This is a genomic window from Agrobacterium pusense (assembly GCF_013285525.1).
GTDB lineage: Bacteria > Pseudomonadota > Alphaproteobacteria > Rhizobiales > Rhizobiaceae > Agrobacterium > Agrobacterium pusense.
The window spans coordinates 2,028,980-2,051,255 of sequence record NZ_CP053857.1 but is presented as its reverse complement, the minus strand read 5'-3'; the positions used below and the strand labels follow the sequence as shown (position 1 = coordinate 2,051,255).

At 60.7% G+C, this 22,276-nt stretch carries 24 protein-coding genes; 13 read left to right on the top strand and 11 right to left on the bottom strand.

Annotated elements, in window-relative coordinates; translation table 11 throughout:
• Positions 1-31 precede the first annotated feature (31 nt).
• From HQN82_RS22975 to HQN82_RS22940, 8 genes are all read left to right on the top strand, one after another.
• Positions 32-1,612, top strand: a complete 1,581-nt coding sequence (locus tag HQN82_RS22975; RefSeq protein ID WP_173615978.1) for a PAS domain-containing sensor histidine kinase — start codon at positions 32-34, stop codon at positions 1,610-1,612.
• Positions 1,605-2,261, top strand: coding sequence for a response regulator transcription factor (locus tag HQN82_RS22970; RefSeq protein ID WP_107340433.1), 657 nt, complete (start codon positions 1,605-1,607; stop codon positions 2,259-2,261). Before HQN82_RS22975 ends, HQN82_RS22970 begins: the two co-directional genes overlap by 8 nt.
• A 66-nt stretch (positions 2,262-2,327) precedes the next feature.
• Positions 2,328-2,702, top strand: a complete 375-nt coding sequence (locus tag HQN82_RS22965; RefSeq protein ID WP_004444449.1) for a response regulator transcription factor — start codon at positions 2,328-2,330, stop codon at positions 2,700-2,702.
• A gap of 274 nt (positions 2,703-2,976) precedes the next feature.
• Positions 2,977-3,441 carry a hypothetical protein gene (locus tag HQN82_RS22960; RefSeq protein ID WP_022563945.1) on the top strand — a complete coding sequence of 155 codons (465 nt, stop codon included), beginning with the start codon at positions 2,977-2,979 and terminating at the stop codon, positions 3,439-3,441.
• 1 nt (position 3,442) lies between these two features.
• A complete protein-coding gene (locus HQN82_RS22955; protein ID WP_022563944.1) occupies positions 3,443-4,690 on the top strand; it encodes an oxalate decarboxylase family bicupin in 1,248 nt (415 codons plus the stop codon).
• A 103-nt stretch (positions 4,691-4,793) separates the two neighbouring features.
• Positions 4,794-5,906: an FAD binding domain-containing protein gene (locus tag HQN82_RS22950; protein WP_108081347.1), complete on the top strand. Its 1,113-nt coding sequence runs from the start codon at positions 4,794-4,796 to the stop codon at positions 5,904-5,906.
• A gap of 95 nt (positions 5,907-6,001) precedes the next feature.
• Positions 6,002-6,811, top strand: coding sequence for a cyclase family protein (locus tag HQN82_RS22945; RefSeq protein WP_022563942.1), 810 nt, complete (start codon positions 6,002-6,004; stop codon positions 6,809-6,811).
• A gap of 81 nt (positions 6,812-6,892) precedes the next feature.
• Complete coding sequence (locus tag HQN82_RS22940; RefSeq protein WP_234904894.1) at positions 6,893-8,662, top strand: tetratricopeptide repeat protein; 1,770 nt, start codon at positions 6,893-6,895, stop codon at positions 8,660-8,662.
• A 47-nt stretch (positions 8,663-8,709) separates the two neighbouring features.
• Here HQN82_RS22940 and HQN82_RS22935 read toward each other — a convergent pair whose 3' ends face one another.
• The 9 genes from HQN82_RS22935 to HQN82_RS22895 form a co-directional block, all read right to left on the bottom strand.
• Positions 8,710-9,408: a glutathione S-transferase gene (locus tag HQN82_RS22935; protein WP_022563940.1), complete on the bottom strand. Its 699-nt coding sequence runs from the start codon at positions 9,406-9,408 to the stop codon at positions 8,710-8,712.
• A gap of 66 nt (positions 9,409-9,474) precedes the next feature.
• Positions 9,475-9,768, bottom strand: coding sequence for a hypothetical protein (locus HQN82_RS22930; RefSeq protein ID WP_045533988.1), 294 nt, complete (start codon positions 9,766-9,768; stop codon positions 9,475-9,477).
• A 173-nt stretch (positions 9,769-9,941) separates the two neighbouring features.
• The gene (locus tag HQN82_RS22925; protein ID WP_022563938.1) at positions 9,942-11,732 is read right to left on the bottom strand and encodes an ABC transporter ATP-binding protein; all 1,791 of its coding nucleotides are present in this window, start codon (positions 11,730-11,732) and stop codon (positions 9,942-9,944) included.
• Positions 11,733-12,183: 451 nt separating this feature from the next.
• Positions 12,184-13,173 carry a Bug family tripartite tricarboxylate transporter substrate binding protein gene (locus HQN82_RS22920; protein WP_004444466.1) on the bottom strand — a complete coding sequence of 330 codons (990 nt, stop codon included), beginning with the start codon at positions 13,171-13,173 and terminating at the stop codon, positions 12,184-12,186.
• Positions 13,174-13,273: 100 nt separating this feature from the next.
• The gene (locus HQN82_RS22915) at positions 13,274-13,966 is read right to left on the bottom strand and encodes a superoxide dismutase (RefSeq protein WP_173615977.1); all 693 of its coding nucleotides are present in this window, start codon (positions 13,964-13,966) and stop codon (positions 13,274-13,276) included.
• Positions 13,967-14,131: 165 nt separating this feature from the next.
• Entirely contained in the window at positions 14,132-14,458 is a 327-nt protein-coding gene (locus tag HQN82_RS22910; RefSeq protein WP_173615976.1) for a GCG_CRPN prefix-to-repeats domain-containing protein, read from the bottom strand.
• 129 nt (positions 14,459-14,587) lie between these two features.
• On the bottom strand, positions 14,588-14,875 hold the full coding sequence (locus tag HQN82_RS22905) for a DUF3175 domain-containing protein (RefSeq protein WP_006700511.1): 288 nt from the start codon (positions 14,873-14,875) through the stop codon (positions 14,588-14,590).
• Positions 14,876-14,896: 21 nt separating this feature from the next.
• A complete protein-coding gene (locus tag HQN82_RS22900) occupies positions 14,897-15,085 on the bottom strand; it encodes a hypothetical protein (RefSeq protein WP_006700510.1) in 189 nt (62 codons plus the stop codon).
• Between the two features lie 14 nt (positions 15,086-15,099).
• A complete protein-coding gene (locus HQN82_RS22895; RefSeq protein ID WP_022563935.1) occupies positions 15,100-15,303 on the bottom strand; it encodes a hypothetical protein in 204 nt (67 codons plus the stop codon).
• Positions 15,304-15,445: 142 nt separating this feature from the next.
• On the opposite strand from HQN82_RS22895, the gene HQN82_RS22890 reads away from it, so the two are divergent.
• Together HQN82_RS22890 and HQN82_RS22885 are read left to right on the top strand one after the other, a co-directional pair.
• Positions 15,446-15,634: a hypothetical protein gene (locus HQN82_RS22890; protein WP_006700508.1), complete on the top strand. Its 189-nt coding sequence runs from the start codon at positions 15,446-15,448 to the stop codon at positions 15,632-15,634.
• Between the two features lie 48 nt (positions 15,635-15,682).
• On the top strand, positions 15,683-15,922 hold the full coding sequence (locus HQN82_RS22885) for a DUF6894 family protein (protein WP_022563934.1): 240 nt from the start codon (positions 15,683-15,685) through the stop codon (positions 15,920-15,922).
• On the opposite strand, the gene HQN82_RS22880 is transcribed toward HQN82_RS22885, so the two are convergent.
• On the bottom strand, positions 15,878-16,651 hold the full coding sequence (locus HQN82_RS22880; protein ID WP_162702117.1) for a Crp/Fnr family transcriptional regulator: 774 nt from the start codon (positions 16,649-16,651) through the stop codon (positions 15,878-15,880). The genes HQN82_RS22885 and HQN82_RS22880 overlap by 45 nt on opposite strands.
• A 171-nt stretch (positions 16,652-16,822) precedes the next feature.
• A complete protein-coding gene (locus HQN82_RS22875) occupies positions 16,823-17,809 on the bottom strand; it encodes an MDR/zinc-dependent alcohol dehydrogenase-like family protein (RefSeq protein ID WP_112635995.1) in 987 nt (328 codons plus the stop codon).
• A gap of 215 nt (positions 17,810-18,024) precedes the next feature.
• Here HQN82_RS22875 and HQN82_RS22870 point away from each other — a divergent pair, with 215 nt between their 5' ends.
• Genes HQN82_RS22870 through HQN82_RS22860 form a run of 3 tightly spaced genes read left to right on the top strand, consistent with a single transcriptional unit; the run spans position 18,025 to position 22,276 of the window.
• Positions 18,025-19,131 carry an NAD-dependent epimerase/dehydratase family protein gene (locus HQN82_RS22870; protein WP_173615975.1) on the top strand — a complete coding sequence of 369 codons (1,107 nt, stop codon included), beginning with the start codon at positions 18,025-18,027 and terminating at the stop codon, positions 19,129-19,131.
• Positions 19,128-21,164 carry an NAD-dependent epimerase/dehydratase family protein gene (locus HQN82_RS22865; protein ID WP_077987588.1) on the top strand — a complete coding sequence of 679 codons (2,037 nt, stop codon included), beginning with the start codon at positions 19,128-19,130 and terminating at the stop codon, positions 21,162-21,164. The genes HQN82_RS22870 and HQN82_RS22865 overlap by 4 nt, the downstream gene beginning before the upstream one ends.
• A complete protein-coding gene (locus tag HQN82_RS22860) occupies positions 21,161-22,276 on the top strand; it encodes a glycosyltransferase (protein ID WP_022563929.1) in 1,116 nt (371 codons plus the stop codon). Before HQN82_RS22865 ends, HQN82_RS22860 begins: the two co-directional genes overlap by 4 nt.

The following is a 22,276-nucleotide window of genomic DNA, read 5'->3' as shown; positions in this document are numbered from 1 at the left end:
TATTGTCGGCAAAAATCGCATCGGGGGAACAATGTCGATTGCGTCAATGATGTTTCGCGCGAGAGAGCCGGAGGATGGAGCCCACCATCTGTTTTTTGGAGTTGGCGCGCTGGTGCTGGCAGCAGGTGTATTTTACGTCGACACCTATACCGACATAGAAGGCGCGATCGCCGTTCTTTATGTGATCACGGTTCTTCTGGCCGCGCAGGCCGTGAGCTGGTCAGGACTCATCGCGACCTCCTGCACCTGCGCCATTCTATCGCTGCTGTCCTATGCGGCGACCCATGCGCAGGACGCCGACTTCCAGTCTGCCCTTCGATTGGTGGTCGCCCTTGCAGCGCTGGCCGTTACCACCATGCTGCTGCTGAAAACCGAAACCGCGCGGCTGGCGATGCTGTCCGTCAACGCGGCGCTCAAAGAAAGCGAGGAGCGCTATCGCTCCATTTTCGACCGCACGCGCGTAGCGCTCTGGGAGCGGGACTATTCGAAGCTTCACGCCCTGTTGATGGGCCTCAAGCAACAGGGCGTCACCGATATGCGCGCCCACGCACGCGCCAATCCGGGTTTTACGCAGCAATGCATCGACCTCATCACGGTCGTTGCGTCGAATGAGGCCGGAAAGGAAATGCTCGGTTACGACTCCTCTCTGCGCGGAACCCTTCAGCGGTCGATCGTTTCGTCTTCCGGAAAATTCGTCGATGTCCTGCAGGCGATCATCGACAACCGGCGTGTTTTTGAAGACAAGGTGGTGGTGCGCACGGAAAGCGGTGAAGACAAGCTGGTGCTTCTTTCCATCAGCTTTCCGGCCGAGGCCGCCGCCTTCAATCGCGTGGTGGTGAGCATGGTGGATATCACTCAGCGCGAAATGGCGCTGAAGGCGCTGGCCGAAGCACAGGCGGAGCTGACGAAGGCTTCAAAGGCCGCGGCGGTGGGCGCCATGTCGGCATCACTCTCCCACGAATTGAACCAGCCGCTTGGGGCCATCATCGTCAATGCACAGACATTGCTGCGGTGGCTCGATCGCGATCCGCCGGATCTCGCCGCGGCCCGCCGTTCGGCCGAACGCATGATCCGTGACGGCCAGCGCGCCAGCGACATCATCCAGAACACACGCAGTCAGCTCGCCCATACCAGCGGCAAGACGGAAACCTTCGATCTTGATGAGTTCATTGACGAAACGCTCAGCCTTCTCGAACACGAGCTCGAGCGCAGCGGCACCGCCGTCCACGTGGATAAACAGGCCACTCCGCCAATAACGGCCGTCAGGATCGAATTGCAGCAGGTCCTCATCAACCTTCTGACAAATGCCATTCAGGCGATGGAAGAGGCAGGCAGCACCAATCGCACCATCACGGTGCGGAAAGAACGTGAAGACGGTCACAAAATCCATATTGCCGTTCACGACAATGGACCGGGTTTCCCCGCGCAGATGAAGGAAAAGCTGTTTTCACCATTCTACACGACAAAGGAGACAGGGATGGGCATGGGGCTATCGATCTGCCGCACCACTCTGGAAGCGCGCGGCGGCAGGCTGACCGGTGATAATCACCCCCTCGGCGGGGCGGTCTTCACCATTTCCATGCCGATCAGCCAGGAGATGGACCATGCCTGACCCACGCAAGCAGGCGAAGGAGCCACCCCAACCCGTCGTTTTCATCGTCGACGACGACGTGTCGATGCGTGAGGCGCTGACCGATCTGTTTCGCTCCATGAAGTTTGATGCCGAAGCTTTCGACAGCGCCACCGCCTTCCTCGAAAAAGCCAATCTGAACCGGCCGGGTTGCCTGCTGCTCGATGTGCGGCTTCCGGGCATCAGCGGCCTCGACTTCCAGATGCAGCTGGAACGCGTCGGCAACAGGATGCCGATCATTTTCATGACCGGCTTCGGCGATATCCCGATGAGCGTGCGGGCGATGAAAGCCGGCGCCGTGGATTTCCTGACAAAGCCCTTCAAGGAACAGGACATCCTGGACGCCGTCGCGGCCGCGATGGAACGGGATGCATCACGACGCCGCGAAAGCGCCCAGAACGAGGCCGTCGCCTCCCTTGCCGAACAACTGACGCCGAGGGAACGCGAGGTCATGAACGCCGTCGTTCGCGGTCTGATGAACAAGCAGATCGCCTATGAGCTAGGCATCAGCGAAGTCACGGTAAAACTGCACCGCGGCAATGTGATGCGCAAGATGGAAGCGAGATCGGTCGCCGATCTCGTTCGCAAGGCGGAACTGATCGGCGAGAAGATGCGCCCACCTGTATCTTAGTATGGTATCTTTGAGGGCGGCATGGGCGCATAGAGGAAGAAAGAAAAACAGAAAAGGTCGCTTTCATTGCCCCCCGTTCCCGTCATTGCCGTCGTTGACGACGACCCTGCCATCCGTGAAGCCATGGACGATCTCATCATGTCCTTCGGTTACCAATGCCGCCTGTTTGCTTCTGCCGAACAGTTTCTGGACGCGCAGCAGCAGGCGGACATTGACTGCATCGTTGTGGATGTGAAGATGCCCGGCCTCTCAGGCATCGAATTGCAGAGTGAATTGAACCGGCGCGGCGAGCATGCGCCGATGATTTTCGTGACCTCCTACGAGGATGACCGCACCCGCAACGCCGCCCTGAGCGGCGGCGCCCTCGCCTTTCTGCGCAAGCCGGTCAATATCGGCAAACTGATGGGATGCCTGGAATCGGTTCTCGGACCGCAGCCCTGACCTTCGGTTGACGCCTGGCGAAGACAGCCTTTCATCACGCGAGGCCTCTTCCTTCGAACCCTGTTTTTTATGCCCCGGCCCCGTGCCGCCAGGGCACGCATTGCCGTTGACGGAATTCCTCCCGGCGTTTGCCATACCGCCACGACCTTCCGCCATACCAACTAGACCTCTGTATAGGTGCCCGCAGCGCTGACCCGCCGTAGCCTTGTCCCAGTCAAACGCCTCCCTCCCGGACGGTCCTGACGACACGATCATCCATTTTGAGGAGCAGGGCATGACCTCCATCAGTCAGAAGACAGACGAGCGCAAACCTCGACATCTCAAGCTCGCAACGGTGCTGGCATTGGGCGCGACCGCAGTGCTCGCCGGCAACGCTCTCCTGATCAGGAATACCGAGCCGGCGCTTGCCGCCTCTGAAAACGTTGCATCGGCCAGCGCCTTCCGCATCCTCACGCCGCAGGCGATCGACAGGCTGGCCGGACTTTCGGGTCCTGTTGCTCCAGGGGAGGATGCGGCAACAGGCGTGTCAGCTCCGGCAGATGACGAAACGTCCTGCATCGCCATCCGCGCCGCCCGAAAAACGGACCGGTACGAGGCGCTCGAGCCAAAAGCCTTCTGTCAACTGCAGCACCGTCTCTTCAATGCCGAGCTGATTGATCGCATTGCCGCGCTCCAGCTCGCATCACAACCCGACGATACCGGTACCTCGTCGCAACTCGCCATGAACAAGGAGTTCTGAAATGGAAGCTTTGACCAGACGCGCAGTCCTCGCAATCGGCGCCGTCGGCGGCACCGCGCTTGCCGCCAGCACCGCCGGTGCTGCATCTTTCGGCAATCCCGATCAGCCTGCGGAGGGAGCAATCAACGCCGATGCCGCGGGGCTCAGCGATCCCGGCCCGAAGAACCCTGTTATCAACGACCAGTTCCCCTCCTTCCAGAGCCCGCCCGCGACGGATGTCGGCGACATGCAGCTCTTCTGGGGTTCGTTCAACAATGCCGCCAAGCGTATCCAGAACGGAGGCTGGGCACGTCAGGTGACCAAATCCGATTTCGCGATTTCGGATGCCGTGTCCGGGGTCAACATGCGACTGGGACCGGGCGGCATTCGCGAGATGCACTGGCACCGCGCCGCAGAATGGGCGATCATGACCAATGGACGCTGCCGTATCACCGTGCTCGATACCGAAGGCCGTGCTTATGTCCAGGACGTCGAGGCCGGCGATCTCTGGTATTTTCCGGCCGGTTATCCCCATTCGCTGCAGGGACTTGGTCCCGACGGGTGCGAATTCGTCATTGTGTTCGACGAAGGCGACCAGTCCGAATACGGCACCCTGCTACTGACGGACTGGCTGGCACATACCTCACCTGAACTGCTGGCGAAGAATTTCGGCGTCGAGCAGGATGTGTTCCGCAATATTCCACTGCAGAACCTCTGGATTTTTCAGGGCAAGGAGCCTGGACCTCTCTCCAGGGATCAGGAAGCCGTTGCCGGTGCAGGACTTCCCCCTCACCCCTTTACTTACAAGCTCACGGCCTCCAAACCGCTGAAGGAAAACGCTGCTGGCGTCATTCGCCTTGCCGACAGCAGCGCCTTTACCGTGTCCAAAACCATCGCCGCCGCCATCGAAACGATCAAGCCCGGCGGGGTGCGCGAAATGCACTGGCACCCCAACGCGGACGAATGGCAATACTGGATCAAGGGTGAAGGCCGGATGACCGTGTTCGACGCCGGTCCGCGCAGCCAGACCGCCGATTTCCGCGCCGGCGACATTGGCTACGTGAAACGGAGCCAAGGCCACATCATCGAGAATACCGGCAAGACCGACCTGCAGTTCGTCGCGGTCTTCAAGACGGCAGAGTATCAGGAAGTCAGCCTCTCTTCCTGGCTCACGCATACCCCGCCGGCGCTCGTTGCCCAGCACCTGAATGTCAGCATCGAGGATGTCGCCAGGTTTCCCGCAAACCAGCCGGCAATCATGCCAGGCTGAACATCCTCTCCTTCAGTAGGGCCGGCGTATCCGATCCGCCGGCCTTCTCCCGTCGAGACAGAACGAACAATTGCCAGGTCGATATCGAAAGGCAGGTACGGCCATGAAACCACTGAAAATCCGCATCGCTGGCGGTTCGCTTGCCGGTCTTTTCACCGCGATACTGCTTCAGCAGGACGGACACGATGTAAAGGTCTACGAACGCTCGTCATCCGGGCTTGCCGGGCGCGGTGCGGGACTGGTGCCTCAACAGGACCTGTTCGACGTTCTGAGGGAAATCGGCTGCGAAGACGTTGCCCAGATCGGTGTGGTTGCGAAGGAGCGCATCTACCTCGATGCCGGCGGGCACATTGCCCAGCGCCAGCAAACGCCGCAGATGCAGGTCTCATGGGACTACCTCTTTGAGAGAGTATCCTCACGCCTCCTCTCCGATACCTATCGTCTCGGCCATCACGTCAACGCTGTTCGCGAAGACCCGCAGGGAGTGACGCTCTCCTTTGCCGATGGCATGGAGGAACGTGCTGACCTCGTTATCGGCGCGGATGGTGTGGGTTCGGCCATCCGCAGCGCCGTCAACCAGCATTCGGAAAACGCCTATGCGGGCTACGTCGCCTGGCGCGGGCTGATCCCCGAAACAAGACTGCCTGCCGACGCCGCCCTGCTGCTGGACCGTTTCGCCTTCTACATCACGTCCGGAATTCATGTTCTTGGTTATCTCGTGCCGGGATCGCGCGGCGAGACCCGGCAGGGACAGCGTCGCTATAACTGGGTCTGGTATCGTCCAACGCCTGCCGAAGATCTCGCCCGAACCTTCACGGGCCGGGACGGCAGGCATTTTGAGCATTCCCTCCCCCGCGGCGAGCTCTCCGGCAGCCGGAGGACGCAACTGCGCGAAGAGGCTTTTTCCCTTCTGCCGCCGCAAATGGCGCTTGCCGTGGACGTAGAGGAGACGCCATCGATCCAGGGGATTTTTGATTACGAGGCGGAACACATGGTCTCCCAGCGTATCGCCCTGGTCGGAGATGCCGCCTTTGTCGTTCGTCCTCACACGGCAATGGGTGTCTCAAAGGCGGCAGGCGATGCAATGGCGCTACGCGACGCCCTGCGGCAAACGGACGACCTTCCTGCCGCCCTTGCGCGGTATCAGAACACCCGCCTGCCAGTGGGCAAGGCAATCGCCGCCTATGGACGCCGACTTGGCGAAACCGCGATGTGAATACGGGTGAAAAATCGGCCACGCTCCCGCCTTGCGCCCCTGCGTGTTTGCGTTACGCTTGCAACCGGGGAATTTCTCATTGGAGGGAATAAGGCATGTGCAATAGCTGCGTGATCGAGAACGTCAAACAGAACATGCTGTCACGGCGTCTGCTGTTCAAGGGTGCAGTGGCGGGTGTAACGGCGATGGCGGCGGGAAGCCTCGCGGCCCCGGTTCTGGCGCAATCGCCCAGACAGGTCGTCGATCTCACCCATACCTACGATTCCACGTTTCCGACGTTCGATGGAAAACCCGGCATTGAGATGGAGTGGGCAGCAGATATCGCCAAAAGCGGCTATCAACTCCATAAGCTGACCATCTTCGAACACACCGGAACGCATATCGATGCGCCTTTCCACTTTAGCGCAGACGGCGCCAGCGTCGATCAACTCGAGCCGCAAAAGCTCGTCGCCCCTCTGGTCATCATCGACATTACGGATCGCGCGAGGGAGGACGCCAATTCCACGGTCGAGGCAGGCGACATCGAACGCTGGATATCGGAAAATGGCGACATTCCGGCAGGCGCAATCGTGGCTTTGCGCTCCGGCTGGGCAACGAAAGTGAAAAGCCCGGCCTTCCGTAATGACGATGCCGGAAAATTTGCCTTCCCCGGCTTCGGCAAGTCGGCCACCGACCTCCTGCTCACGCTGGATACAGTCGCCATCGGCGTCGACACACTCTCGCTGGATCCGGGCAATTCTGCAGACTTCGCTGTCCATAATTCCTGGCTACCTGCTGGGCGCTACGGGATCGAGGGACTGAACAATCTGGAAGCACTGCCGGCCAAGGGGGCGACCATCATCGTCGGCGCGCCTGCCCACCGAGGCGGAACAGGCGGACCAGCCCGTATTTTGGCTCTGGTCTGACGCCGGTAGAGTTTGCCGCAAACCCGAAATCCGAGACGGATACCATCCGCTTGCCATCGCAGGTACAAAAGGGATTCTAAAATGAAAGGCCTTCGGAAGACCCTCGTTTTGCTCCTTTCGCCATGCCTGTTGAGCGGGGTTCAAGCTCTTGCCGCCGACAGCGTGGTCGTTCCCGCCTACGCCCCGGAAACGGGGGTGGAATATCTCTACCGTTCCCATAGAACCACCTCCACCGACATGTCGTTGTGGTTCGACAGGCCGGCAGCGATCACGCGCGGAGATTTTCGGCAGCGCATGACGGTCCTGTCGCGGGATGCGGAGGGTATGCGCGTGCGCTGGTCCCTCAGCGCAGATTTGCCTCAGGACGCCGAAGGCGCTGCAGACACTTACGCAATGAACGCTCTCTATCGGAACACTCTGTCGGCCTATGGCGTCCGGCAGGTGGAATATGAAGCGGGACTTAACGGCTTTCCTGGCAAACTCGTCGGATTGGATGCGATCCTCGGCAACCTGCACAGCACCTCGGTTGTCGGACCGGATGGCAGCGTTGCGAACCAGCCAGCGGGTTTGCGCGATATTGTCGAGGGCATCAAAAGCAATCCAATCCTGGTTATTCATAATCTCGCACCGGAGGCAGAGCTTCTTTCCATAGTACAGGAGCAGGATAGTTCCACATACGAGATCGGCCAGTCAGGTACGGCGTCGGTGGTGGAATATGCACGGGGAACGCCCATTCCCGTCGCCATCGAATGGACGCTCGAGACCGCAGATATCTCCGGACAAACCGCCACCTTCAGCCTCCAAAAAACCTACGATCGCGTTGCGCTCCAGCAATCACAGGCTTCTGCGGTGGAAGGAGTGATCTCAAGCTTCGGTGAAAAGGCCAAACAACTTGGCGACGAGCAACTGGCGGCCGCCAGAAACGCAAGCAAAAACGTGCAGATGACTGTCGTCATGTCACTGCGCGATGGATCGACCCTCGAAGCGACGGAAACCGTTTTGGCGGAAAGCGGCGGCATTAAAATCATGACCCAAACCCATGTATGGCGTGAGGACCTGCCACGAAATCTGCCAGACCTGCCCGACTGGAACAGTCACACCGTATCTGCAGCCTCCATTGATCCGTTGCCGGAACGTGGCGCCAATGCTGCGGCCCTCACGTCAGGCCTTACCGCGCCAACGGCACTTGAAGAAGGCCAGGCGGCCTATGACAGCGGCAATTATGGCGCCGCCCTGCGCTCGTGGAAACCGCTCGCCGATGGGGGAAGCGCGGCCGCGCAATATAAGGTTGCCGTTCTTTACCAGGCGGGTCTGGGCGTCGACCGTGATACGGCACTCGCCGCCGCATACATCCGCAAAGCGGCGGATCAGGGCTGGGCGGAAGCGCAAAGCAGCCTTAGCGATCTCTATGCGGTCGGCCAGGATGTTCCGCAGGACCTGGAACTCGCCGTGTCCTGGGGCCGCAACGCAGCAGAACAAGGGCTGGCTGTCGCCCAGTACAATCTGGGGTACAGCTACGAAAGCGGCCAGGGTGTCGCTCAGGATTATGCAGAGGCGTTGATCTGGTATCGCCGTGCCGCCGATCAGGGTTTCGCAACCGCTCAGTACGCTGTCGGCCTGCTCTACGATCAGGGTCTCGGCGTTACCCGCGACTATGGTGAAGCAGTCAGCTGGTATAAAAAAGCCGCCGATCAGGGGCTTGCCGTCGCCCAGGGCAATCTAGGGAACATGTATGCAATGGGACATGGCGTTGCGCAGGATCGGGCCGAGGCCATCACATGGTTCCGCAAGGCCGCCGATCAGGGACACGCGACTGCGCAGGAATCGCTAAAAAGGCTGGAGCAACCCTAGCTGCGGCCGGGTCGCCTTCTGACCGGGGGACGATGATGCCCCGGTCCTCAGCCAGCTACTTTCCGTAGCGATTTTTCAATCTGCCCACCGCAATAAGCGTCGCCATAGTCGTCAAAGGCGCGGCGGCTCAGGGCGGCCAGTGGGGCCGTCTCTTTCATTCGGCTGGAATAGGCCCAGATGACGGGTGAAGTATCCTCGATTATGCGCCTGATGACTGGAAAGCGGTCTGCAACTGTCGTCCAGAGAATGGCCGTGACGACATCTGCGACGCCGGGTGTCTCCGTTCCCAGCATGAACCCCGAATCGCCGGTCAGACCGTGTCTCGCTCCCGTATCCTCGAAAATGCGGATCCACTCCTGCAACCGGGGAACGAACGCCTCCCATTTTTCAGGGGTCCACATCTCGCGCCCACCGTCGAGCGTCAGTTCATCGATCACATCGTTGGCGTCGTTTACGATCTTGGCAGTGAGCGCGCGTCCCTCGGCGCCCGGCGGCAGAAGCTGCAACCGCTCGCCGAGATAGAGGGCGATTGCGGGCATCTGCGAGAGAGCGAAATTGCGCTCTCGATCGATCAGCACCGGCGGTCCCATGAACGCTATGGGCTGCTTGCCGGCATCACGGCCCATGATCTCCTCGATTGCACCGGCATCGTGCTCGTCCCAGGTACACCCGCCATGCGCTAAAAGTCCGCGAATGAACTGGCCTCGGAACGGGACCGGCCAGTAATAGAGTTCGAAGTTGCTCATTGCGGGCTCCTCGTTGCGGTGAGCGGCGCGGGCGGCAGGTACGGAATTGGCCTCCCGGTTTTGACATCACCGGTGTGAAACGCGGATCGCACCGGCGTCACCGAAGCTGCGCTGGACAGCTGCGATCCGGCTGGATGCAATATCGGCGGACACCTCGATCTCGCCCTCATGCGGCGCATCGCTGCGAGGCAGGTCACCACGTGAAGATTGGGTGCCGGTCGTATTCTGCTCTGATGTGGACTGGATGAAGATATCCGGACGGGAGATCCCGTGCTGCTGGACCAGATGCTCGACGGCGATATCGGCTGCCTCGCGTGTTTCGAAAATGGCGCGAATGGTAACGGTGGCGTCGTCGGCCATGGCTGTTCTCCCTTCAGGCTTAACTCAAACACCCAAACGCCCGGAGAGGCTGGTGGTTTCCAGGCTCCGTCAGTTTTTGCTCGGAGATACGCGTCCGCAGCGGAAAAGTCGTGCACGGATCGACGATGCGGCACGGCAACGCCGGAGCATCACTTGCTCCGGCGTTGCTTTTGTCATGCGACCAAGCCCTTGGTAAGTTCCAGGGCCTGCCGCTCGAACAACCGGCGATAAATGCCGTCATTGAGCCGGATCAGCGCCTGATGGTCGCCCTCTTCAACGATCCTGCCCTTGTCGAATACGAGCAGACGGTCCAGCGCCCTGACGGTCGAAAGCCGGTGGGCGATGACCAGCGTGGTGCGCCCTTCCATCAGGCGTTCCATAGCCCGCTGGATCTGCACCTCGCTTTCGCTGTCGAGGCTTGAGGTTGCCTCATCAAGGATCAGCACCGGCGCATCCGCCAGGAAGGCGCGGGCGATCGCGACCCGCTGGCGCTCCCCGCCCGACAGCTTGACGCCACGTTCGCCCACCATGGTCTCATAGCCCTTGGGCAGGGACATGATGAAGTCATGGGCGCTGGCCTGTTTCGCCGCCTGCTCGATTTCGCGCCGCGACGCGTCCGGCCGGCCATAGGCGATGTTTTCCGCCAGTGTGCGGTGAAACAGGATCGGCTCCTGCTGCACGATGGCAATCTGCCCTCGCAGGCTCGCCTGGGTGACATCAGCAATGTTCTGCCCATCGATGCGGATTGCACCGGACCTGATATCGTAGAGGCGCTGGATGAGCTTGACGAAGGTCGTCTTGCCAGAGCCGGAGTGGCCGACCAGTCCCACACGCTCACCGGGTTTTATGGTGACTGAGAAGTCATCATAAAGCGGCGTGGCGTGCGCGCCATACTGGAAGGTGACGTGATCGAAAACGATCTCGCCTTTTCCAATATGAATCGGTTTCGCATCCGGCCGGTCCTCGACGCCAAGCGGCATCTTGGAAAGCAGCACCAGCTCTTCCATATCGTTGACGGCGCGCTGCAGGTTGCGGATATCCTGCCCCACGTCCCGCAGATATCCCTGCAGCACGAAGAACATGGCCAGCACGAAGGTTATGTCGCCCGGCGTCGCCAATCCCTGTCGCCACATGATGAGGCCGGTGCCGAGAATGCCGGCCTGCATGGAAACCATCATGAAGCTCTGGATCGTGCCATTTATCGTGCCGCGTTTCCATGTCCTGCGCGTGCGGTTATCCCACTTCACCAGCACCTGGCCGAGCCGCGTTTCTTCACGCGTTTCCGCGCCAAAGGCCTTCACGACCGAATTGCAACTGATGGCATCCGCCAGCGCGCCGCCAAGCCTCGTATCCCAGGCATTGGCAAGCCGTGCGGCCGGAGAAACATATCCCATGGAAAGCCCCACCGTCACACCGACATAAATCAGCGAGCCGAGACCGACGATGAGGCCCATGACGGGCCAGTAACTGCCGAGCACGATGGTGGCGCCCACGAGCATGACGAGCGATGGCAGAAGCGCGATGAGCAGGAGGTCATTGAGCGAATCGAGCGCCCACATGCCGCGCGTGATCTTGCGCACCGTGGAGCCGGCAAAGCTGTTCGCGTGCCAGTCCGTGGAGAAACGCTGCACCCTGTGGAAACCGTTATTGGTAACATCCGCCATGGTTTTCAACGTCAGCCGGATGATGCCGTTGAAGATGAACCAGCGCAGCGCGACGCTGGTCAGCCCCAGCGCGACCACGATGATGAAGGCGCGCAGCGCCTGATCCGCCGCATCGCCGCCGGCGATGGCATCGACGATCCGCCCGGAAAAGACCGGCACCATGACTTCGGCCAATGTGCTGGCGATGACCAGAACGATGATGAAACCCACCAGCGCCGGCCGGTGGCTCCAGTGGTGAAAGACAAAGCCGAGCACATGGCGATAGGCATCGGCGCGGAAATCGAGCTTCTTGCGAGACATTTTTACCAGCACGGCGCCATTCTACTCGGCGACCGGTCCTTGAAATGGAAGTTGGAAGGCACAGCCCGGGCGGGAGACAAAATGATCCCGTCAGATCAATCGGACTGTGAAGGAAAACAAAACCGCATGTCGGGCGCGCAAAAGGCGGGCCGCGAATGGATATGACCTAGTGTCTGGTCATTCCCTGCGGGAGGGTTTCGATGAATGCTGGTGTCATGCAACGCCTCCCTTGGTTCGATCTGACGCGGTAAAGAAATTTCTAGCTGAACCTGGCAGACTTGCCAAGCCGGTTTTTGCAACCTTGTGGCAAGTGATGCGAAAACGCCACATTGGCGGTTGGCGACTATATCCGTGGCCGATGCGGCCCGGCCACGGCCTTATGATGCCAGAAGCCCCGCCGCGCCCCTCTGGGGACGCAGCGGAGATCGGAAGATCGGTCTATCGAGCCCGATCAATCCATCTGGACATTTGCCGCCTTGACGACGGGTTCCCACTTGGCGATTTCAGCCGAGACATGGGTTTTCAGCTCCTCTGGCGTGGAGGCGACGATTTTGGCGCTGAAATCCGCCATGCGGGCGGCGACGGCCGGATCGGCAAGCGCTTTCTTGGCGGCGGCATTCAGCTTGTCGACCACCTCGGCCGGCGTTCCGGCCGGTGCAAAGAGCGCGTTCCAGGTATAGGTCTCATAACCCGGTACGGTTTCGGCGATCGTCGGCAAATCCGGGAAGGATGAAGCGCGCTCGCTGGTGGTCACGCCAAGTGCGCGCAAGGTGCCGGATTTCATGTGGCCCGACGAAGACGGCAGATTGTCGAACATGATGGAAATCTGGTTGCCGAGAAGATCGTTGAGCGCCGGGCCGGAACCCTTGTAGGGCACGTGCTGCATGCTGACGCCAGCCATGCTCTTGAACAGCTCGCCGGAAAGATGAAGCGGTGTTCCGTTACCGGATGACGCATAGGCGTGTTTGTCCGGCTCGGCTTTCAATAGTGCGATCAGTTCCTCGACGCTGTTAACGTTGAGCTTCGGGTTAACGACCAGCACGTTCGGCACCACCACCAGCAATGAAACCGGAGCAAAGTCCTTTTCGGGATCATAGGGCTTGGTCTTGAGGATGAGCGGGTTAAGAGCGTGGGTCGCCACCGTGCCCATCAGGATCGTATAGCCGTCCGGTTCCGCGCGGGCAACGCGGTCGGCGCCGAGATTGCCGCCTGCGCCGGCGACATTTTCAACAACGATCTGCTGGCCGAGTTCGTCGCCCATCTTCTGAGCGATGACGCGGGCGACCACATCGGTGGAGCCGCCGGCCGCAAAGGGAACCACCAGCGTTATCGTCCGATCCGGAAAGCCCTGCGCGCTCGCCGTCATTCCCAACATGCCGAAAGAAACTGCCGCCGCGGCAAGTTTCAACACCATGCGCCGTTTCGAAAACCGGTAATTCATGAACCCTCCTGTAACATGGCCTCCCCGCCATGGCGGCATAGTAGCTCAAATGCACCTGAGGGCAAGCCGCCGGGAAACATGGCCCGGCGGCGAAACGCGGCTAGGCTTTCATGCGCTCCTCCACGACCCGCCAGTTGACCAGCTTGTCGAGCACGGCGCGGATGTGTTCGGCCTTGCGGTTTTCATAATCGACGTAATAGGCATGTTCCCAGATATCGATGCCGAGATAAGCCGGCCGGCCGACGGCGACAGGGTTGTTGCCGTCCTCATAGCCGATCAGCGCAAGCCCGCTGTCGTCACGCGTCAGCCACACCCAGCCGGTGCCGTACACGGTGTCCGAGACATCGACGGCGCGCTTGACGAAGCCGTCATAACCGCCAAAGGCCTTGTCGATTGAGGCGGCGAGATCGCCCTGCGGACGGTTGGGGCCGCCCGGAACGAACTGATCCCAATAGGCAACATGGTTCCAGGCCTGGGCCGCATTGTTGAAGATCTTGACGTCCGCAGCCTCCTTCGATTGGGCGGACTCTACGACGATGCGATCGAGCTCCATATCGGCATAACGGGTGCCGGCGGCCAGCGTATTGAGCTTGTCGTAATAGGCCTTGTGATGCTTGCCATAATGCAACCCCACCGTCTTCGCCGAAATCACCGGCGCCAGATCCGCCTCGGCGAACGGAAGTGCCGGCTGGCTGAGGGGAAGCGCCGCCCGCGCCACGTGCGGCCGGGGGAAGACGGCTGCGGCAGCGGTTGCCGCGCCGGCGGCGAGAATCGTGCGTCTGGTGATCTCCATGATGGTCCTCCATGTCAGTGACGATGGAGGCAAACCCTGAAGGACGCCGGAGGTTGCCTGGATTTTCCCGAATTCTCCGGGCGCACATCCCCGGTCAGAAACCCCGGGGCGGTTTTGCAAAGAAGGAACAGCAAAAAGGCCCTCCGGATGGAGGGCCTCGTCTGGTCAGTAGCGGTAATAATCGCGACGGTCTCGCCAGTCACGATACTCGCGGCGGTCACGCCACTCACGCCATTCGCGCCGTGCCTGCCGTTCGCGCCATTCGCGGCGACCCTCCCAGGGATCGCGCCGGTCCCAGCCACGCTCGTAGCGCGGTCCGTTCGGGCGGCAATAGCCGCGGGGTGTCAGATGAAAGCCGCGACCGCAGGCATAGTCCACATTCTGAATGTGGGATGCCGAAGGTGCGGATGGTTGACCGACGGGCATGGCGTTCGCGCCAGTGCCCAACAGGGCGCCGAGAATTACTCCAGCGGTTAAAATCATCTTACGCATCGCATCTCCCTCCTTATTGGATAGAGCGATTTAGCGCCCGGCCGGGTGAACTGTGGCTGAATGAATCTGGGTGTTTTCGTGGCAATTCGGCGGCAGCACCGACTGATGAATTCCCGGAAAACCGCCCTATTATGACTTGCCGAATTCCTTTCTCAGCTTGTCCTTTGCCTCCTCCAGAACCTCTTTACGCTCCTTCGGAAGTTTGCCACCTGCCCGATTGATATAGAAAACCAGCATCGACATTGCCGAGCGGAACGGATTGGCCTTGCGCCGTGTCGAGTGTTCCGCCGAGGCTTTCAGCGACCGGGCAATGCCGGTGGGATCCTTTTTCGTGAAAACATCCTTCTCGAGATCAAGCGCATCGCTTTCGCTGGTTACCTTCTGCGACCACTTCTTTTTCTTCTTGCCCTTTTTCATCGGTCTTCTCCCGAACCGGCGTCATTTTCGCTCCGGATCATGCGTGTGGTGGCTGTCGCGCTCGCCGCCACCACCCGAGACCTTGCTTTGGGAGCGCCTGTCGCTGTCTGCGGGCGGCTTCTTGATGTCCAGCGGCGCCTTGGCGTTTTCATGGGACGCGCCGGGGCCGCCCTGGCGGATGCTTGCCGGTGTCTTTGTCGAGGTCGACATCGTTTCCTCCTGTCCTATTGGTCGTCCTTGGTCTTCATCGCGTCGGAGACGCGTTTTTTCCTTGGATCGCGCAGATTTTCGCCCACGGCGTCCCTGTCACGTTCTGGATCGTCCTTGGGCTTCAGGTAGCCGCGCGGCCTGTTTTCTTCCGGCCCCTCCCAGCGCGGTGATTGGTCGGTGGTGCCCGGCGCACCGTCGCTTGGCGAGTTATTACCCATTTTTGCCTCCTGAGTCGTTTCGCTGATCCCGAACCACTCAGCCCGGGCAATGTTCCCGGCCCGGCGACCGGGGCGAATTTTTCGAAACCATTCCGCCGGGTCGAAGTTAGGCGGTTTTGACACAAACTGGTGGAGCACGATGATGACGGACAAACCCCATGAGCCCGATCGCATCTCCCGGATCGCGTATGAGCAACAGCAGGACTTTCTGAGGCGGTCGTCGCTGCAGTTCCTCGAATGCGCAATCCATCTCTGTGCGACGAACATGAGCATTTCCGAGCTTGCCGGGCGGCTGGAAAAGCAGGCGCAAATTTTGCGGGAATTCGGTTAGCGGCGGGCGGAAACCCGCCGGAAGCCGTCAGGTTCTGGGGACACTTCAATGCCAAGGTTTTTCTTCAGCATCGTCAGTGGCCAGCATATTCTCGATGATGACGAGGGAAGTGATCTCGCCTCGCTCGATCAGGCCATAGAGGAAGCCCGCAAGGACGCCCGCGAACTGATGAGCGAGGCGATCCTTCAGGGACACGACATCTCCGAAGGATGCGTCGTCATTCGCGATTCGGCCCGCGAGCTCCTAAAAGTGGTTCCCTTCGCCGATGCCCTTGACAGGAAGCCCTGAGGGGACGGGAATCTCTGCCCGCCATTGCGCCATCAGGCTCTCATATTCCTTTTCGGGGACACCATAGGTCACCCCTGCTATCTCCTCGAGCACCTTGCGATCGATGATTCGCACATTGCCGCGTGTTGCCCTGACGGCCCGCATGCCCTCGAGGATATGCAGCTCATTGGTGATTCCCGGCCGTCGCACCCCCAATACACTCGACATGAACTCATGCGTAATGGGCAGGTCATCGCTGTCGAGCCGGTCGTGGCACATCAGCAGCCAGCGGGACAGCCTTTCACGCAGGGCATATTGTCCGTTTGCGAGGACAAGCTGACCCACCTGAAGCAGACAGATATTGATATATCCCAGCAACAGGTCGCGAAGGCGTGCGTCTCGGTCCATCTCGTGCCTGAGATCGGCTGCAGCGATGACAAATCCCTCGCCCGCGACGCCCATCGTCGTCTCGTCGGGCGTTGTCCGCGCGCCGAGCAGAACAGGCCATCCGGTCATGCCCTCGCGGCCGACAAGCATGTTCTCCATGCTTTTGCCGCCTTCCGTCCGGGCCACGGACGAAGCAATACCGCTCTCAATGAAACAGACGCGCGAGATGGGCGTGTTGGCGCCGACCAGTTGATAGCCCACGGGCAGATTGATCATCTCCATCCGGGCGACCAGCCGCGAAAACCCCTCTTCACCCAACGCCCTCAGCAATCGGTTGCGCGCAAAAATACTCGATCCAGGCATAACCGTTACCCGCTTCCCCCTCGCTCGACGACACCAAACGGGCGGCAACTTAGCAGCTTGAAATTGCAAGGAAATACCATGTACGTTTCCGTACCCTTGCACCTTTGCTGCCTTGCGATCGAACCGGGCAGAACCAGAAATCCCATCAATGCCGGCGACCTTACGGTTCGCTTATGGGTAGGTTATCAGCGCTTTGAGAAAACCCTCGGGACGATCCCTGGTATCGTTCAGCGCCCGGTCTAGATCATTCAGAGTATACCGGTGGGTATACAATGTCGACGGGTCGAGCTCTCCCGCGACAACCGCTGCCGCCGCCTTCCTCATTCCGCTGATATAGATGGCCGGATCTCTTTCATGCGCATTGATGACGTCAAGCCCGCGCCAGTTCCACAATTGTATATTGATCTGGCGCGGCCCGTCCTGGTGATAGCCGGCGATGATCAACCGGCCGCGTTCGGCCGTCAGCTCGCCTGCGAGATCAAGCGGCCACTGTTTGCCCACCGCTTCGATGACACGATCGCAGAAACGCCCGTCAGTTAACTGCCTGACACATTCAATGATGCGCCAGTGATCATCCATCTCGACAAGCTCCGTCGCGCCCATCCGGCGCGCTACTTCCAGCGAAAAAGGCCGCCGCGATATGGCAATGACCCGCGCCCCGCGGCGGGCGGCAAGCTGCGTCAACAACGCGCCGATGAAGCCGATACCGATGATGGCGACCGTCTGCCCTGCCTCAATCCCGCTGCGTTCGAAAATGTTCATGGCGCAGCCGAGGGGCTCGCCCGGAAATGGATGACGATCCAGCTGGGACGGCAGGCGCACCACGAGGCCGGCATCGGCAATATCATGGCTGGCATAGGCGTGGTAACTCAACGCCGCGACCCTGTCGCCGACCTTGAGATCGTCGACACCCGTACCCACCCGGTCAATCACCCCCCAGCCCTCATGGCCGAGACCGCCTGGCTCCGTCGGAAACTGCATCCATTCGGGACCGGACCAGGGTGTCAGATTGGAAGCGCAGACGCCGCATCCTTCCAGCCTTATCCGAACCTGATGCGGTCCCGGCGCGGCAAGGGGATGGGCTTCGACGTGCAGCGTTCCAGGGCCAGTGACGACGGCAGCCTGCATGGTGCTGCTACGGTTATCGACGAGATTCATCACAACGCTCCTTGTCCTGATTACGGCAGGCATGCCCGTCGGAAGCAAAACAACGGGCTCGGAGGTGCCGAACAACAGTGCACGGCTTTGGTTCCGGAAGAAGTCATTGATGAAGTAGAAGACAACATTGAAGTCATTCAAGAAGGAACTTTTGCAACGGTCTGCGGTTGGGCCCCCCAATTCGCTCCCCGACGACCGGGCAAAGGATATTCCAGATGGCGACAATTCTCGTAACAGGCGGCGGCGGTTTCATCGGCCGGCATGTAGCGGCGGAACTGGCCGATCACGGTCACAGCGTTCGCATTCTCGACGCGTTCATCGACCAGGTCCACGGCAGCGGAGGCCCAGCGCCGGGAAATATCACCGACATCGTCAAGGCCGACATACGTGACAAGAACGCCGTCATTGCCGCGCTGGATGGCGTGGATGCCGTGGTGCATCTTGCGGCCGAAGTGGGTGTCGGCCAGTCCATGTACGAGATCGCCCGTTATGTCGGCAGCAATGATCTCGGCACGGCCATTCTTCTTGAAGCCATGATCGAACGTCCCGTCCGCAGGATCGTTGTGGCCTCCTCGATGAGCGTTTACGGCGAAGGGCTGTACCGCGACCGCCAAGGCGCGATCCTGGGCCACGTGCGCCGGCGCGCCGATCTGGTCAAGCGCCATATATGGGATCCCGCCGATGCCCATGGCGCCAGCCTGACGCCAGTCGCCACGGACGAGGAAAAGCCCGTCGATCTGGCCTCGATCTATGCCCTGACCAAATATTCGCAGGAGCAGCAGGTGCTGATATTCGGTCGTGCCTACGGGGTTGAAGCGGTGGCCTTGCGTCTTTTCAACGTTTTCGGAGCGGGCCAGGCGCTTTCCAACCCCTATACCGGTGTACTGGCGAATTTTGCAGCACGCCTTTCCAACGGCCAGCGCCCGATCATCTTCGAGGACGGCGAGCAGCGCCGCGATTTCGTTCACGTGCAGGATGTTGCCCGCGCCTTCCGTCTCGCGCTGGAGAAACCCGCAGCACCCGGCCACGTCTTCAACGTCGGCAGCGGTCAAGCCTACACGATCGCCGAGGTGGCCGCCCTTCTGGCGCAGGCGATGGATTGCCCCGACCTCACGCCGGAAATTACGCTCCAGGCCCGGGCCGGGGATATCCGCAACTGCTTCGCGGACATTTCCAAAGCGCAGGAGCTTCTGGGCTTCACGCCCCGCCATCGTCTGGAAACCTCCCTTGGCCCATTCGCCGCCTGGGTGCGCAGCACAGGTGGACAGGACCGCGGCACCCAGATGCAGCAGGAACTGCTTGCAAGAGGGCTGGTGTCATGACGGAGCGCGTCAGCAGCCTGCCGGTTCCGCCGCGGAAATTCGGTTTCGTGGAATGGTTTCGCCCTGGCGAATATGAGAGGGCGAAAACTGCCCTGCCGGATATCTGCGCCAGCGGCGCCAGCTATCTACGCACCCATCTCTCCTGGGCGGAGTATCTGGCTCCCGGTGGCGAGGAATGGTTCGACTGGCTCATCCCCCATCTCGCCGGCCAGATAGAAATTCTGCCCTGCATCCACTACACCCCGCCCTCGATGTCGCGCACCGGGCGCTCGTCCGGCGCGCCCGTGGAACTGAAATCCTATGCCGATTTTGTCGACCACATCCTTACCCGTTACGGGCGGCATTTCACCCATATCGAATTGTGGAACGAACCGAACAACCTGCTCGACTGGGACTGGCGGGAAGACAGCGACTTCATGCTGTTTTGCGAAATGGTGGGCGGTGCGGCTTATTGGGCGAGACAGCGGGGCTTCAAGCCCGTCCTTGGCGGCCCCTGCCCATTCGATCCGTTCTGGCTGAACCTCATGGGGGAACGCGGCGTTCTTGGCGTCGTGGACGCCGTGGGTTTTCACGGTTTTCCCGGGACATGGGACAGCGAACAGGGTGCGTGGGGCGGTTGGGACATGCATCTCGGCGAAATGCGCAAGGTTCTCGACCGCTACAATCCCGGTGCGGAAATCTGGATCACGGAAACCGGTTATTCGACCTGGCGCAAAGACGAAATCGAGCAGGCAAGGCGCTTCATGGTGGCGCTCAACGTCGACGCCGACCGGATGTACTGGTATGCTTGGCAGGATGTGCCGCCCGACGTCGCGGTACAGGAGGGCCTCTGGTTTGACCCCAGACACTACCATCTCGGCGCCGTCACTCATGACAATCAGCCCAAACTCCTGGCGCGCCTGCTGACCGAAGGTGGCATTGACCGGCTGGCGGACGTAACGCGGCTCGCGACGCCGCGTCTTGCCACCCATGCGGCACCCATCGTCATTACCGGCGGCAGCGGTTTCATCGGGTCCAACCTGGCGGACAGTTTCCTCAGGGATGGCGAGGATGTCGTCATTCTCGACAATCTTCAACGCCCGGGCGTCGATCAGAACCTCGCATGGCTGATGGAGCGGCATCGCGACAGGGTTCATCCGGTTCTCGCCGATGTCCGCGATTTCAATGGTATCGACGCGGTGTTTACCGATGCAAAAGCGGTCTTTCATCTGGCCGCCCAGACGGCGGTAACGACCAGCCTCGCCCATCCGCCGGACGATTTCGAAACGAACGGGCGCGGCACGCTCAATGTGCTGGAGGCGGTGCGCAGGGCAGGTCGCAGGGCTGGCGTCATCTTCGCCAGCACCAACAAGGTCTATGGCGCTCTCGACGATCTTGACATGATCGAGGCCGGCGACCGCTATCTTCCAGCTGATGAGGATATACGCGCCGTTGGAATAGACGAGGACCGTCCGCTGGCCTTCTGCACGCCTTATGGCTGTTCGAAGGGCGTGGCGGATCAGTATGTGCTGGATTACGCCCACTCCTTCGGCATTCCCACCAGCGTGCTTCGCATGAGCTGCATTTATGGCCCGCGCCAGTTCGGTACCGAGGATCAGGGCTGGGTTGCGCATTTTCTGCTTCGGCTGCTGGCGAACGAACCGGTATCAATCTATGGCGACGGCAGGCAGGTCCGCGATGTCCTTCATGTCAAGGACGCGGTCGCGGCCTATCGTGCGGCGCTTCTGAACATCGCGACCGTGACAGGTGAAGCCTTCAATCTTGGAGGTGGTCCGCTCAACGCCGTCAGCGTCTTGGAAGTGATCCGGGAAATCGAGGCTGTGATCGGACGCGAGGCCGACATTCATTTCGGCGACTGGCGCGCCGGCGATCAGCTGTTTTTCGTCGCAGACACCCGAAAACTGCAACGGATGCTGGGATGGCAAGCCAGCACACCCTGGCGTTCCGGGCTTCGCGATCTCGCGGCATGGCTGATCGAAAGCCGGTTTCGTGACATGGCCTCGCCAGTCGATGCCGGCAGGAGGCGCGCATGATACCGCCGGCGATTAACAGGCGGATCCGGACCATTCTCGTTACCGTCGACGCGGTCGGAGGCGTCTGGCGTTACGCGCTCGATCTCGCGGCCGGGCTTGAGGACGAGGATATAAAAATTATCCTGACCGGTTTTGGGCCACCTCCAACGGCCGAACAGATCCTCGAGATACCCCGGAATTGCCGGCTCCTCTGGCTGGATGCGCCGCTCGACTGGATGGCGAACGACCCGGCACAACTCTCCGCCATACCGGCCATGATCGAAGAGGTCGTCCGACTGCACGACGTCGATCTGCTGCACCTCAACCTGCCGTCGCAGGCCGCCGGGCTTGCTGTCGCAAAGCCGGTGGTGGTGGTGTCGCATTCCTGCATACCGACGTGGTTTTCCGCCGTGCGTGGAACAAAGCCGCCACCCGACTGGGCGTGGCATGAGGAACTGGGCCGCCGGGGCCTCAACCAGGCCGATCTCGTTCTGGTTCCGAGCCGGAGCCATGCAGAAAACGTGAGGGCGGTCTATGGGCCGTTACCCTCTCTTCAGGTCGTCCACAATGCGAGCGACGACGTACCGCAAACCGGGGACAAAGGCGATATCGTGGTGGCAGCGGGACGCTGGTGGGACGAGGGGAAGAACGGTGCGGTTCTCGTCCAGGCAGCGAGGGATACACTCTGGCCCATTTTTATGGCCGGTTCGACGAGCGGTCCGAACGGCCAGCATCTGGATATCGCCAATGCCCGCCCGGTCGGGGAATGTGCACATTCCGAGATCCTGAAGCTGATGCGCGAAGCCGCGGTATTCGTCTCGCCCTCCATTTATGAACCTTTCGGCCTTGCCGCGCTCGAAGCCGCAAAAAGCGGCTGCGCGCTAGTTCTGGCGGACATCCCGACATACCGCGAATTATGGGGTGGCGCCGCACTCTTTGCTTCGCCACGCGATCCATCCGCGTTCGCCGCCGCCCTGAACCGTCTTGCGGGCGATGAAGCTCTACGGGAGAGGCTGGCGACGCAGGCGCTGCTGCGCTCCGGGACCTTCACCCGCAAGGCGCAGTGCGACGCCATGCTCGATCACTATCGCGCGGCGGCACGTTCGCCCCGCCTCCTCACAGCTGCGGAGTAG

Coding starts and splice junctions, on each gene's coding strand:
- HQN82_RS22955 (WP_022563944.1), top strand. CDS start 3,443: ATGGAAGCTTTGACCAGACGCGCAGTCCTCGCAATCGGCGCCGTCGGC.
- HQN82_RS22890 (WP_006700508.1), top strand. CDS start 15,446: ATGACGGACAAACCCCATGAGCCCGATCGCATCTCCCGGATCGCGTAT.
- HQN82_RS22960 (WP_022563945.1), top strand. CDS start 2,977: ATGACCTCCATCAGTCAGAAGACAGACGAGCGCAAACCTCGACATCTC.
- HQN82_RS22895 (WP_022563935.1), bottom strand. CDS start 15,303: ATGGGTAATAACTCGCCAAGCGACGGTGCGCCGGGCACCACCGACCAA.
- HQN82_RS22910 (WP_173615976.1), bottom strand. CDS start 14,458: ATGCGTAAGATGATTTTAACCGCTGGAGTAATTCTCGGCGCCCTGTTG.
- HQN82_RS22865 (WP_077987588.1), top strand. CDS start 19,128: ATGACGGAGCGCGTCAGCAGCCTGCCGGTTCCGCCGCGGAAATTCGGT.
- HQN82_RS22885 (WP_022563934.1), top strand. CDS start 15,683: ATGCCAAGGTTTTTCTTCAGCATCGTCAGTGGCCAGCATATTCTCGAT.
- HQN82_RS22935 (WP_022563940.1), bottom strand. CDS start 9,408: ATGAGCAACTTCGAACTCTATTACTGGCCGGTCCCGTTCCGAGGCCAG.
- HQN82_RS22875 (WP_112635995.1), bottom strand. CDS start 17,809: ATGAATCTCGTCGATAACCGTAGCAGCACCATGCAGGCTGCCGTCGTC.
- HQN82_RS22880 (WP_162702117.1), bottom strand. CDS start 16,651: ATGCCTGGATCGAGTATTTTTGCGCGCAACCGATTGCTGAGGGCGTTG.
- HQN82_RS22915 (WP_173615977.1), bottom strand. CDS start 13,966: ATGGAGATCACCAGACGCACGATTCTCGCCGCCGGCGCGGCAACCGCT.
- HQN82_RS22905 (WP_006700511.1), bottom strand. CDS start 14,875: ATGAAAAAGGGCAAGAAGAAAAAGAAGTGGTCGCAGAAGGTAACCAGC.
- HQN82_RS22870 (WP_173615975.1), top strand. CDS start 18,025: ATGGCGACAATTCTCGTAACAGGCGGCGGCGGTTTCATCGGCCGGCAT.
- HQN82_RS22900 (WP_006700510.1), bottom strand. CDS start 15,085: ATGTCGACCTCGACAAAGACACCGGCAAGCATCCGCCAGGGCGGCCCC.
- HQN82_RS22930 (WP_045533988.1), bottom strand. CDS start 9,768: ATGGCCGACGACGCCACCGTTACCATTCGCGCCATTTTCGAAACACGC.
- HQN82_RS22920 (WP_004444466.1), bottom strand. CDS start 13,173: ATGAATTACCGGTTTTCGAAACGGCGCATGGTGTTGAAACTTGCCGCG.
- HQN82_RS22945 (WP_022563942.1), top strand. CDS start 6,002: ATGTGCAATAGCTGCGTGATCGAGAACGTCAAACAGAACATGCTGTCA.
- HQN82_RS22925 (WP_022563938.1), bottom strand. CDS start 11,732: ATGTCTCGCAAGAAGCTCGATTTCCGCGCCGATGCCTATCGCCATGTG.
- HQN82_RS22940 (WP_234904894.1), top strand. CDS start 6,893: ATGAAAGGCCTTCGGAAGACCCTCGTTTTGCTCCTTTCGCCATGCCTG.
- HQN82_RS22950 (WP_108081347.1), top strand. CDS start 4,794: ATGAAACCACTGAAAATCCGCATCGCTGGCGGTTCGCTTGCCGGTCTT.
- HQN82_RS22970 (WP_107340433.1), top strand. CDS start 1,605: ATGCCTGACCCACGCAAGCAGGCGAAGGAGCCACCCCAACCCGTCGTT.
- HQN82_RS22860 (WP_022563929.1), top strand. CDS start 21,161: ATGATACCGCCGGCGATTAACAGGCGGATCCGGACCATTCTCGTTACC.
- HQN82_RS22975 (WP_173615978.1), top strand. CDS start 32: ATGTCGATTGCGTCAATGATGTTTCGCGCGAGAGAGCCGGAGGATGGA.